This is a genomic window from Paenibacillus sp. PAMC21692 (assembly GCF_014303795.1).
Classification (GTDB): Bacteria; Bacillota; Bacilli; order Paenibacillales; family Paenibacillaceae; genus Pristimantibacillus; species Pristimantibacillus agaridevorans.
The window spans coordinates 4,946,986-4,959,414 of sequence record NZ_CP060293.1; the positions used below are offsets into that span (position 1 = coordinate 4,946,986).

Annotated in this window: 11 protein-coding genes; 10 read left to right on the forward strand and 1 reads right to left on the reverse strand. The window is 51.1% G+C overall.

The annotated features are described in order from the left end of the window. Positions 1–14 precede the first annotated feature (14 nt). The 6 genes from H7F31_RS19790 to H7F31_RS19815 all read left to right on the forward strand — a co-directional run bounded on the left by H7F31_RS19790 (position 15) and on the right by H7F31_RS19815 (position 7,961). Positions 15–893 carry a carbohydrate ABC transporter permease gene (locus tag H7F31_RS19790; protein WP_187100178.1) on the forward strand — a complete coding sequence of 293 codons (879 nt, stop codon included), beginning with the start codon at positions 15–17 and terminating at the stop codon, positions 891–893. Positions 894–1,208: 315 nt separating this feature from the next. Further along, positions 1,209–2,210, forward strand: coding sequence for a zinc-dependent alcohol dehydrogenase (locus H7F31_RS19795; RefSeq protein ID WP_187100179.1), 1,002 nt, complete (start codon positions 1,209–1,211; stop codon positions 2,208–2,210). A gap of 67 nt (positions 2,211–2,277) precedes the next feature. After that, positions 2,278–4,632, forward strand: a complete 2,355-nt coding sequence (locus H7F31_RS19800; protein ID WP_187100180.1) for an alpha-L-rhamnosidase-related protein — start codon at positions 2,278–2,280, stop codon at positions 4,630–4,632. A 31-nt stretch (positions 4,633–4,663) separates the two neighbouring features. Continuing rightward, positions 4,664–6,133 (forward strand): extracellular solute-binding protein, encoded by a 1,470-nt coding sequence (locus H7F31_RS19805; protein WP_187100181.1) that lies wholly within the window; start codon positions 4,664–4,666, stop codon positions 6,131–6,133. 75 nt (positions 6,134–6,208) lie between these two features. Beyond that, positions 6,209–7,117: a carbohydrate ABC transporter permease gene (locus H7F31_RS19810; RefSeq protein ID WP_187100182.1), complete on the forward strand. Its 909-nt coding sequence runs from the start codon at positions 6,209–6,211 to the stop codon at positions 7,115–7,117. A 13-nt stretch (positions 7,118–7,130) separates the two neighbouring features. Continuing rightward, the gene (locus H7F31_RS19815; RefSeq protein ID WP_187100183.1) at positions 7,131–7,961 is read left to right on the forward strand and encodes a carbohydrate ABC transporter permease; all 831 of its coding nucleotides are present in this window, start codon (positions 7,131–7,133) and stop codon (positions 7,959–7,961) included. Positions 7,962–8,289: 328 nt separating this feature from the next. On the opposite strand, the gene H7F31_RS19820 is transcribed toward H7F31_RS19815, so the two are convergent. Beyond that, positions 8,290–8,448: an asparagine synthase gene (locus H7F31_RS19820; RefSeq protein ID WP_087572097.1), complete on the reverse strand. Its 159-nt coding sequence runs from the start codon at positions 8,446–8,448 to the stop codon at positions 8,290–8,292. A gap of 168 nt (positions 8,449–8,616) precedes the next feature. Here H7F31_RS19820 and H7F31_RS19825 point away from each other — a divergent pair, with 168 nt between their 5' ends. The 4 genes from H7F31_RS19825 to H7F31_RS19840 all read left to right on the forward strand — a co-directional run bounded on the left by H7F31_RS19825 (position 8,617) and on the right by H7F31_RS19840 (position 12,427). Then, positions 8,617–9,810, forward strand: coding sequence for a M20 metallopeptidase family protein (locus H7F31_RS19825; protein WP_261800058.1), 1,194 nt, complete (start codon positions 8,617–8,619; stop codon positions 9,808–9,810). Positions 9,811–9,812: 2 nt separating this feature from the next. Beyond that, on the forward strand, positions 9,813–10,550 hold the full coding sequence (locus H7F31_RS19830) for a creatininase family protein (RefSeq protein WP_261800537.1): 738 nt from the start codon (positions 9,813–9,815) through the stop codon (positions 10,548–10,550). 150 nt (positions 10,551–10,700) lie between these two features. Beyond that, complete coding sequence (locus H7F31_RS19835) at positions 10,701–11,498, forward strand: M55 family metallopeptidase (protein ID WP_187100186.1); 798 nt, start codon at positions 10,701–10,703, stop codon at positions 11,496–11,498. Positions 11,499–11,572: 74 nt separating this feature from the next. Further along, a complete protein-coding gene (locus H7F31_RS19840; protein ID WP_187100187.1) occupies positions 11,573–12,427 on the forward strand; it encodes a sugar phosphate isomerase/epimerase family protein in 855 nt (284 codons plus the stop codon). Positions 12,428–12,429: the final 2 nt, after the last annotated feature.

Here is a 12,429-nt window from a genome sequence, read left to right on the forward strand (position 1 = left end):
AAAGGACCAGGATTATGGTAGAACCAAACTCCCTATCGCGCAAACTTTTTCATGCAGCAAACTATTCCTTCATGATCGCGTTATCATTACTTTGTTTGCTGCCGTTTATTCATATTTGGGCGATCTCCTTCAGCGATTCCGCAGCAGTCAACGGGGGGCTTGTTAAGCTGTGGCCGGTCGATTTTAATTTGGATGCCTATTCTTATATTTTAGGCGATTCCAAATTTGGCTCTGCGTTCTGGATTTCCTTGCAAAGAACCGTTCTCGGAACCTTGATCAATGTATTGCTTTGCGTTCTTGTCGCCTATCCGCTGTCCAAAGAAAGTACCCATTTTCCAGCAAGGAGCGTATACGTTTGGTATTTCATGCTGACGATGCTCATTGGTGGGGGACTCGTACCGAATTATATGACCATCAAAGCATATGGTTTGATCGATAGCCTATGGGCGCTTATTTTACCCGGAGCCGTATCCGTTTATTTTATCGTGCTCATGCTCAATTTTTTTCGCGGTTTGCCGAGGGAACTGGAGGAGTCGGCATTCGTTGACGGTGCAGGTCATTGGACGATCCTATTCAAGATCTATATGCCGCTTTCGCTGCCCTCGATAGCCACGATTTCCCTGTTTGCAATGGTAGGACATTGGAATGCGTGGTTCGATGGTCTGCTTTATCTGAACCGTCCGGAGAATTATCCGTTGCAGACCTTCTTGCAGACGATCATCACTCAACCCGACATGTCCAAATTACATGATGTATCGCAAATGATGAACGTGACGACTCGAAATGTGAAGACGGCGCAAATCTTCGTCGGCATGCTGCCGATCTTGCTTGTCTACCCATTTCTACAGCGGTTCTTCATTAAGGGAATTGTCGTAGGCAGCGTGAAGGGTTAGACGAATGTTGACAGATCCGCAGTATGAATGCATCTCAATATCATAGGGAAAATGAAGTCCCCTTATTTAGAAAACCGTCAGGGAGCGAACTTATCTCTGACGGTTTTTATTGGGGGACAGTTAAGTCTTTCGTCAATAGAAGTCGACACGAAAGTCAGTATAGTGCAAATGTCGTATCGCAAACGCCATTCGGATGCCGCAATAAGGACCAAGTTATATGCCGCATAACAATATACTTTGCAAAGACGAAGCCTTGTAGACAACGTAGAATAATACCAAGAGAGAGGCCATTCGCCGAATATGGGAGGAACAACTATGAAAGCGTTACAAATCATCGGTGCCGGACAATTCCGAATCGTGGATGCCGAAATGCCCGATCTTCAGGATCATCAAGTTTTAGTCGAAATACAGATGGTATCGACTTGCCCGCGCTGGGACATCAATATGATGGCTGGTCGAGATATGTTTAATTATGCCGAATCTCCCCAATATCCGCTGCCGATTGGTTTCCCAGGGCATGAGATGGCAGGCGTCGTCAAAGCCGTAGGGCCCGGTGTACACCGCTTCGCCGTAGGGGATCGTGTCGCGGCTCTAGAGCATATCGTCCCTAAAGGAGCCTATGCGGAGTACGCCGCTTTCCGTGAAGAGGAACTGATTAAGCTTCCTGACAGCATTACGTTTAAGCAAGCGGTTTCGTTCGAGCTGTTGAAATGTGTGGTCATTGGATTAATGCAGCTTGGCGATCTTAAAGGAAAGTCGCTTCTGGTTTCCGGTCTCGGCCCTGCCGGCATTCTGGCCGTTCAGGTGGCACGGCTGTGGGGAGCTTCACAGGTTGTCGGAATCGACGTCAACGAGAGCAGGATCGAGTTTGTACGAAATCTGGGTCTTGGAACGGTCATGCATGCGAACGAATTGCAGAATCAACGATTCGAGCTCGGTTACGACTGCGTGGGCGCGGCCGCTTCCGTTCAGAATGTACTGTCGCATGTGAACGAGCATGTTGTTATCTTCGGAGTGCTGCGCGGAGATATTACCTATTCGGAGAACCTGTGGGCACGAGGTACGAAGCTGGAATCGTACAAATACAGGCCCGTAGGTCCAAGAGATCATCAATTGTTAATCGATCTTGTCATGAACAAGGGTCTTAATACCGAATGTCTTCAGACACATCATTCGTCATTCGTTGACTATGATCAGGCCGTAGCGTTGTTGAACCAACAGGAAGCGATTAAAGCGTTCTTCTGCCCACAAACCGACTTTCTATCGACTGGCGATCATCCAGGGCAAGCGGCCGCCGGCAAGGAAGCTCGCGAATGAAAGGCAAAGGCTTCGTCTTTACAAGCAGACTAAAAGTCTCTTATCAAGAGGTTGGAGGAGGCACAAGGTGACTAGAACGGGGAATTATGAGTTTTTTAGAGCGGCAAGACCCGTATGGCCGAAAAATTCGGAGAAGGAAAAAAACATTACCGCCGGATTCAGAGGTATAGCAACTACACGGAAGGATGCAGATTTGACGTTGCATATTGCCGCATCAACCCTCTATCGATGTTATATAAACGGCAATTTCATCGGGCACGGACCTGCACGCGGACCCCATGGGCATTATCGAGTCGATATATGGGACTTGAGCAAATACGCGCACGAGGGCGATAACTTCATTGCCATTGAGGTGGCCGGCTATAATATCAACAGCTATTATGTACTCGATCAGCCGTCTTTCCTGCAGGCGGAGGTTCAGTCAGGCATGGATACCCTTCTAGCGTCGGGAAGCGATGGCGGTTTCGAGGCGACGATCTTGATGGAACGCGTACAGAAGGTGCAGCGATTCAGCTTTCAAAGAACGTTTGTCGAAGCTTATTCGCTTCAATCCGGCTATGATCGCTGGAGAGTGGATAAAAGTTTTTCTTTCAATCGGGTTGACTGTGAGGAGACGGCCGCCAAGACGTTAATTTCCAGAGGCGTTCCTATGGCCGAATTCACTCAGCGTTATCCGCTTATGTTGTATGCGAGGGGAGAAGTGATTCACCGGAAACTGCAAAGAGAATATTGGCGCGATCGTTCTTTGACAGGGGTAGGCCGTCAGTTTGGAGGCTTCGAAATGGAAGATCTGACCTTCATTATGTCGGATGAATTGGCCGATCTTCCGGTCCGGAGCCAACATAAAGTTCAACAACCGTATGCCCAAGACGTTCCTATGCTGCTCCATAAGAATGAATTCGAAATTCTGGATATGGGAATCAACCGGACCGGGTTTATTGGCGGTACTGTTCGTTGCAGCCGTAGGACCTTGCTGTACGTGACATTCGACGAAGTTCTGCGTGAAGACGATGTGGATCATTTGCGTTTCGGCTGCGTCAATGCTCTGCGGTATGAGCTTGAACCCGGAACCTACAGACTGGAGACGTTCGAGCCGTATACTCTTCGTTATATGAAGTGGATCGCAGCCGAAGGGGAATGCGAGATTACGGGAATATATATGAGGGAATATACGAACGCCGATGCCGGCAAGGCGAGGTTTCAATCTGACGATGAACGGCTTAACGCTATCTTTGAAGCAGGAAGGGAAACATTCCGCCAGAACGTAGTGGATCTCTTTATGGATTGTCCCTCAAGGGAACGTGCAGGATGGCTTTGCGACAGCTTTTTCATGGGACGAGCCGCATTCAACTTGACAGGGGAGACAAATGTAGAGCGAGCCTTCTTCGAAAATTACCTCTTGCCTGATCGATTCCCGTATTTGCCCGTAGGCATGCTTCCGATGTGTTATCCAGCGGATCATAACGACGGCGTCTTTATACCGAATTGGTCGTTATGGTTCGTTATAGAACTGGAGGAATATCTGGAACGAAGCGGAGACCGGCAGATGATCGATGCGTTGAAGCCGAGAGTCCTTGAATTGATCGACTACTTCGAACGATTCAAGAACGAGGACGGGCTGTTGGAGAGTCTTGAAAGTTGGGTATTCCTGGAGTGGTCAAAGGCGAATGATTTCGTGCAGGATGTCAATTATCCAACCAATATGCTGTATGCAGCCTCGCTTGCCGTCGCGGGTCGCTTGTATCAACTGCCTCATCTTTTGCATGAAGCTGAGAAGGTACATGAGGTGATTCGGTCGCAGTCCTATGATGGAGAATTTTTCATCGACAATGCCGAGCGACTTGACGGCCGCCTTGTCATTACTCGCAATAAGAGCGAAATTTGTCAGTATTACGCTTTCTATTTCGGAACAGCCGACCCCGACAGCCATCCTGAACTTTGGGATACATTGTTAACCCGGTTCGGACCGCTCAGAAACCAGACGAACACCTATCAAGACGTTCATAAAGCGAATGCCTTTATCGGTAATTATTTGCGTCTCGAATTGCTGGCAAGATACGGATATGTAAGGCAGGCGGTAGATGAATCCGCAGACTACCTCCATTACATGGTTGAGCGAACCGGGACACTCTGGGAGAACGATGGGGATTATGCCAGCTGCAATCACGGATTCGCTTCCCATGTCGTACACAGCTTGATTCGCGATGTTCTGGGCATCTACAAGATTGACCCCATCGCGAAAACCATCACACTAAGATTCTGCGATCTGGAAAATTCCTATTGCAAGGGGGTGCTTCCTTTAGGGGACGATACGATTCGCTTGGAATGGTCAAAGGCGGACGGAAGAGTGGAATATCAAATCGAAATCCCGCCGGACTACAGGGTGGAGGTCGAGAATTTAACTGTTCTTTCGCTGAATTGAAAATTGAATTAAAAACTGGGAGGGCCTAACGATGAATAAAAAAATGACATGGAGTTCTTTAGCGCTCATACTCTGCATGGTCTTGTTTGCCGCCGGATGCTCGAATGCTGCAAATACAAAGGGAGGCGCAAGCAACACAACTCCCGGATCCACGACTCCCGCGACAGGCGAACCATCTTCAGAAGAAGTCGACAATTACGAGAATGGGTTGCCTAGGAATGAAAAAGTGACGTTAAAGATCGGCTTGCTCGAATCGGGGTATGGAAGAGAATGGTTCGATTATGCCGTCAAACTTTTCACGGAAAAATATCCAAACGTTACATTCGATATTACGGCATCTCCGAAGATCGGTGATCTTGTCTCGACTAAGGCAGCCGCTGGCAACGACGAAGATATGTTCGATTTGTTCTACAGCGACACCTGGACGGAATACGTCAATGCCAACAAGTTGGAGCCGGTAACCGATATTTTCGAGATGTCGCCGGACGACGCGCCAGGGCAGAAGCTGAACGATCTGATCGTTCCGGGGTTTAATGATCCGGAGAAATATTATAAAGATAATGCCTGGATATTCCCGATTGCGAACTACATTGGCGGCATGTTCTTCGATCAGAAGCTGTTCGATGAGAATGGCTGGAACAAAAGTCCTAAGACGTATGACGAGTTTATTCAACTTTGCGAGACGATTATGAGCCAGGGCATTGATCCGATCGTGTATGCCGGCTTGTACAATTACGCGCAGTTCGCTTTCGATACGAAAATATTCGAAATTGCAGATGAAAACGAAAACAAGCAATTCCGCAACGATTTTGAGTATTTCAATGGTCCGCAGAATACTTCCCCGGAAAATATCGAGGTGTACAAACGACTTTACGATATGGGCAAGAAGGGTTATATCAGCAAAAAAAGCGTGGGCATGAATCACACGCAGTCGCAAATGCTCGTTCTTCAACATAAAGCGGCCATGGTGCCTTCGGGCGATTGGATCGAGAATGAGATGAAGGAATCCGCTCCGGACGACTTCCAATGGGGATACATGGCGGTACCATTCACGAATAATCCGAACGGGCCGATTTATATGAATAACGGATTGAGTTACTCTTTCGAAATTTGGGCGGCCAAGCCGGAATTGAACAAAAAATGGGCGAAGCAGTTCCTTCTCTCGCTCATGTCGAACGAAGTTCAGCAAGAGCTGGTCGAGAAGGGCGGCGCGCTTCCGCTGCGCAAGGATTACTTAGACGTTCCGACGCGGGCGGACAATATGAAGCCGCTGCAGAAATCGATCGCCACATATATGAAGGAGAATCAGGTCGTGCTCGAACTGAAGAATCGCAAAATCGAGCTCACGCATCCCGATTATGCGGCATCGCTTAAGGTTATCGTAGACAATATGGCACTTGTGTTGACAGGGCAGGAACAACCGGAGCCGATCTTACAAGACGCGGAGAAGCTGCTGCAGAACGCCGTTAAGAACGACAAAGAAGCCCAAAACAAAGAATAGACGGAATAAGAAACGGTCGAAAGGAAGTCATCCGGACTGCCTTTCGACCGTGATATGCGAGGAGAGAAGACCGCTATGCATTTCTTGAAAAGCGCACGGTTTCAAAAAGCGATATTTCTTTTCATTGTCGTGGCTCCGGCGTTTGCAGCCTATGTGTTATTCACACTCTATCCGAATGCTCTCTCCATCTTCTATTCTTTTTTGGATTGGGACGGCATAGGCGTCAAAACGTTCATTGGATGGGACAATTATATCCGGTTGTTCCAGGACCCGTTCATCGCGCGGGCATTGCAGCACAATCTGATTTTGCTCGTTACGGTTATTCCCATTACTTTAACGATTTCGTTGGAACTAGCCGATCTTCTTGTCAACCGTTCCTTCAGGGAAAATTCGTTTTATAAAGTCCTTTATTTTTTCCCGAACGTGCTGTCTCTAGTCGTTATCGCGCTCATCTGGTCATTCATCTACGACGGTACCTTCGGGTTGCTGAACGGACTGCTTCAGGTGTTCGGCCTAGGAGGGGAGCATAACTGGCTTGGCAGCAAAAGTACGGCGCTGCTCTCCATGATTCCGTTATACGTATGGTGTTACGTCGGTTTTTACGTGGTCATATTCATGAATGCGATGCAAGGTATCCCAAAATCTCTTTACGAGTCCGCCACTCTGGACGGAATCACACATATGCAACGGTTTACGAAGATTACGCTTCCTTTGTTGTCCGGCGTTATTCGGGTCGGGACGATCTTCCTGATTCTGTCCGTGATCAAAGGCTTCGAATATATGCTCATCATGACCAAGGGAGGTCCCGGCGGTTCGACGGAAGTCATCTCCCTATATATGTTCAACCTTGCTTTCGGCGGCTTAAACCTCGGTCAGCATTTTTACGGCTACGCATCCACAATCGGCATGATGATCTTTGTCCTGCTCGTCGGTCTGAAGCTGGTCGTGGACAAATTTTTCGCCAAAGACAGCGTTGAGTACTAAAAGGAGGGGTTCTATGAGAATCGGGGTCACTTCGTGGCTATGGCGAATGGTGCTGTTCGTTTGGGCGCTTACCGTCCTGCTTCCTCTATTCTGGATTTTTTATCAATCTCTTAAAACGAATCAAGAGTTTTTTGCCGATATATGGGCCTTCCCTTCGCACCTGAAATGGGGCAATTACGAGAAGGCTTGGACGCAGCTCGGCATCGGCAAATCGGTGATTAACACTCTTTATTATGTGGGGCTGAGTCTGCTTATCAGTCTGTTTGTCTCCACGGTGAACGCTTACGCCTTCACGCGAATCCAATGGAAGCTGAGATCCTTGTTGTGGAGCGTTATCATGATTTCATTGTTCTTGCCGGGCATCAACATTCTCGTATCCCAATATACGTTGATGCGCGCCTTGGATCTGACCAACAGTCTGAACGGATTGGTGCTCCTAGCCGGTCTGCCTGTCGGGGCCTTCGAACTGCTCTTGCTCGGCAGCTTCATGCGCTCTTTGCCTAAGGAACTGGATGAAAGCGCGTTTATCGACGGGGCGACGTTATTTCAGGTATTCCGCAAAATCATCTTGCCTCTGTCGATGCCAGGCATCGTGACGATCGGCATCTTCAAGTTTGTAGGCTTATACAATGATTTCCTGGGTCCCTTTATTCTCATCAGCGATCCAGACAAGTATCCGATTAGCGTGAACATGTATAATGCCAACGCTATGATGGAATTCAAGGCGGATTGGGTAACGCTGCTCGCGGGTCTTGTCATCACGATCATACCTACCGTTATCGTATACGTGTTATTTCAGAGAAGAATTATTGAAGGCGCAACAATGGGCGGAGTCAAGGGCTAAATGGATCTTCTCGAGAATTCGGATGACATGCTGAACGCAGGGGAACTCGATGGCTTTCCAACGGCAGTCGGCCTTGGTCCCTGATTTGAGGCATCAAGGAAGCTATTGCTGCGGACTCTCTGGAGCTTACTCTATCCATGTGTAAGCTCTTTTTTGCGTTTGACAGCGCAATGCCGATCTGACAGATTGACGATGATTCATCAATATGTCAGGGGCAATCTCCTTGCCCTTTTTCTACGGAGGGCTCTGACGACTGGCAGGGGTTCTGCCTCCTTCGAATGATAAACGGAGGATGCGATCATACGCATCCTCCGTCGTCTTGCCGCACCTATCGGTGTTCGACCAAATCGATGGCTCCGAGCACGATATGAGCAAGTCCAAATCCCAGAATGCCGGTTCCGATCAGCTTATGGTTCCTCTTCACTAGAGCGGCTCCGGAAGCCGTTACGACAGTTCCTAGCAGGGCCGGAATCATTCCTTCTCGCATATCCACCACTCCTCTGGTTTAATGGGCAAGACCTCCTTATTTTCCCTTAACGCTTCAAGCTTATTCAATAAATGCAAGTATTGTATCGTTTCGACCTATAAAAGAAAAGACAGCCATAGTGCGGAATCGGGGCCGGCTCTTTACAATACAAATAATGGGGGTGTTCATGTGAAAGAACATGTTTTGTTGGCGTCGGCCAAACAGTTAGCCGACCAGTTGATCGAATGGAGAAGGGACTTTCATCGGAATCCTGAATTAGGTTATGAGGAGGTTCGTACCTCCGGTATCGTTGCGGAGCATCTTCGCAGCTTGGGACTCGACGTTCGGACGGAGGTTGGCGGCACGGGAGTCGTCGGGCTGTTGAAGGGCGAGCTGCCGGGACCCACGTTCCTCCTTAGGGCGGATATGGATGCGCTGCCGATTCCGGATGCGAAGCAAGCCGAATACCGTTCGAGGGTGGAGGGCAAAGCGCATCTCTGCGGGCATGACGCTCACACCGCCATGCTGATGGGAGCGGCAAAACTGCTGGCGGATAGAGGCCTCAAGCGAGGCAACATCAAGTTTATGTTTCAACCGGCCGAGGAAGGCGGAGCCGGCGCGAACGCCATGATTCGGGACGGCTTGCTCGAAGAGCCCAAAGTCGACGCCGCGGCGGCCCTTCACGTCTCCCCGATGTTCAAGGTCGGCCGTGTCGCGGCTGCGAAGGGACCTGCTAGTGCGGCCACCCAATCGCTCCGAATCAAGATCATTGGCCGTGGAGGACATGCGGCAAGCCCGCACCAGACGGTCGATGCCATTGCTATCGCCGCGCAAGTGATTACGGCGCTGCAGCATATCGCAAGCCGTCAAGTCAATCCGCTCGATTCGGTCGTCGTTACGATCGGGAAGATGAGCGGAGGGCATGCGTTTAATGCGATCGCCCCGGAAGCGGAGCTGCTGGGAACCGTAAGGACATTGAATCCCGAGCTGCGCGAACAGATGAGGGGAAGGATCGAGACGATCGTAAAAGGCGTAACGGAAGCGTTCGGCGCCGGATACGAGCTGGAACTGAAAGAGGGATATCCCATCGTCGTAAACGATGGCGAGATGCACGAGTTGTTCGCGAGAACGAGCGAAGACACGCTAGGTCCAGGCCTTTGGGAGACGATCAAGCCGACGATGGGCGGAGAAGATTTTTCGTTCGTCGCGCGTCAGGTGCCGGCCGTCATGTTTCGACTCGGTACCAGGAGCGGCGATGAAACCGCTTTCCCGGTGCATCACCCCTCATTCGATCTGGATGAAAGCGCGATGCCGCTCGGAGCGGCCATGCTGGCCTCGATCGCGATCCGCTACTTGGAAGAGGGGGACGATCCTGTTTGCTGAACATGTATAACACAAGGAAGCAGTTCCTGGAGAAGGAATGCGAACTTGCCGTCCTTCCTGTCGGCGCGGTCGAGCAGCACGGCAGCCACTTGCCGGTGGGCACGGACGCGATCATCGCCCAAGAAATCGCTGCCCGGTTGGCGCGACGGTTGAACGCCTACTTGCTTCCTTGTTTAAGCATCTCATCCTCCATCGAACATCGGGAGAGCAAGGGAACCGTCTATTTGCGGTCGGATACGCTTGCGCTCGTTATTCGCGATATCGCGGAGTCCCTTCGATACTCGGGTTTCCGCCGTCTGATCGTTTTTACCGGGCACGGCGGCAATTGGATCTTGAAGCCGACCATTCGCCAGATGAACCGAGATTACGTGGAGCGCGGCTTGGATATGGACGTGATTCTCATCCCGTCTAATATCTCGGGGGCGCGGCAAGGCGACATTCTGAACCATGTGCAGCACGACCTCCATGCCGGAGAGAAAGAAACGTCAATCATGCTGCATCTTTGTCCGGAACATGTCGAGCCTATCGTGCCTGCAACGGCTCATACCACGGTCCCTCAGGATTATATGGATTATTTCGACGTCATCGACATTACCGAAGACGGTTATTGGGGCTTTCCGCAGGAAGCAACGGCCGACAAGGGAAAACAGCTGCTCGACCTCATGGAGGACAGATCGATCGCTTATTTGGAAGCGCTCGAGCAGGAGCGCCGGAGAATCAACGCTTTGAAAACGCGGTAGACGAGACGAACTAAGTTCTTGCGTCGTTCATTTCGTTTTCGGGTTGTTGGATAGAATCGTCGGGCATAAGACAATTTTGTCTAATGGTCCGTCGGCTATTTCTGTGTCACGCTAGGTATGACGGCAGGTACGCGGGAGGGCATGGTATTCGTGAAATTTTACGTCAGCGTCGATATGGAAGGGATTGCGGGAATCGCGTTCAAAGAACAGATTACCCGGGGAGAAACCTTATATCAGGAAGCGAGGCAGCTGCTGACGGATGAGGTGAACGCCGTCGTGGAGGGACTGGTCCGAGCGGGGGCCAAGGAGATTATTGTCAAGGATGCCCACGCAACCGGATATAACTTTTTGTTCGACCGCCTTCATCCTGCCGCATCATACGTAGTCGGTCCGCTGGCGATGTCGTCGCGTTTTCCCGGCGTCGATTCTACGTTCGACGGCGCGCTGTTGGTCGGCTATCACGGCATGGCCGGTACGGAGGGAGCGATACTGGATCATTCTTGGAGCATTGCCGATATATTCGGGCTGGAGCTTAACGGAACGCCGATCGGCGAGATCGGGTTCGAAGCGCTGCTATTCGGCCTTCACGGCGTGCCGGTCATTTTCGTATCGGGCGACGACAAAACCTGCGACGAGGCGAAGAAGCAATTGGGAACGGTTTTTACCTACGAAACAAAAAAAGCAGCCGGACGCCATTCCGGATTGCTGAAAGCGCCGAAGAGGGTCCAAAAAGAAATCGGCGAGTCCGCGATGGAAGCCGTCAGGCGAAGAAAGGAATGCAGCCCGTACAGTTTGCCGGCTCCATATGAAATGAAGATTACGTATATAAATACAAGCTTGGCCGATACCCGATATTACGACGACAAGGAAGCGGTTCGGCTGGACGGGCGAACAAAACTGATCAAGGATACGGATCTGCTGCGGCTTTTCTCGAGAACGTTTGGATAAGGCTTTCATCGATTGTCGGCTTTTTGTGCTGCGGGGTTGTCTTACAAGGCGAATGAAGGAAGGGGATCAATCCGATGGTGTTGGACAGATTAGGCGTATTGACGGACGAAGTATCCGACTGTTACGAGGAAGCGCTCGATTGGGCGGCGGAGCAGGGCCTCAGCCACGTGGAAGTGCGGATGGTGGGCGGGCGCAATGTCGCGGAACTGACCGACGAGGAGGCTGCTGAGATCCGCCGCCATGCTGAAGCAAGGGGGCTGTACATATCGGCCGTCGCGTCGCCGCTGTTTAAATGCGCGCTGGATCCCGCGAGACCCGTGGTTACGGGAGATACCTTCGGTCAAAAGGAAGAAAGCGTGGAGGCTCACCACGATAAGCTGCCGAGAGTGATCGAGATCGCCAAAAGGCTCGGCACTCATCGAATAAGAATCTTCTCGTTCTGGCGGGAGGAGGACCCGGGACTCCATACCGAAGAGATCGGCGGTCACCTAAGGCGGGCAGCCCGGATTGCCGCTTCGGAGGGGATGGAGCTTCTGCTCGAGAACGAACCTTCGTGCAACGGGGGTGTCGCCGAAGAAGTAGCCGCGATCGTCCGTTCGGTCGATTCGCCTGCCTTGCGCGCGCTATGGGATCCGGGCAATGAGGCCCATACGGGCAGGGAAGCGTATCCGGCGGGTTATGAAGTCCTGAAAGACCTTGTGGGCCATGTCCATCTCAAGGATGCCTACGTCGGCCATAACGGCAAAGGACGCTGCGTGCCGCTTGGATCGGGCGCCGTGCCGGTCATCGCGCAGCTTCGCGCTTTGGCTGCGGATGGCTACGAAGGGCTTTTTACCATCGAAACGCATTTCACGCCGGCGGGCGGAAGCCGGATGACGGGAACGCGCATTACGCTCGATGCGTTGAAGGCGTTGCTGAAGGAGGTGTAAGC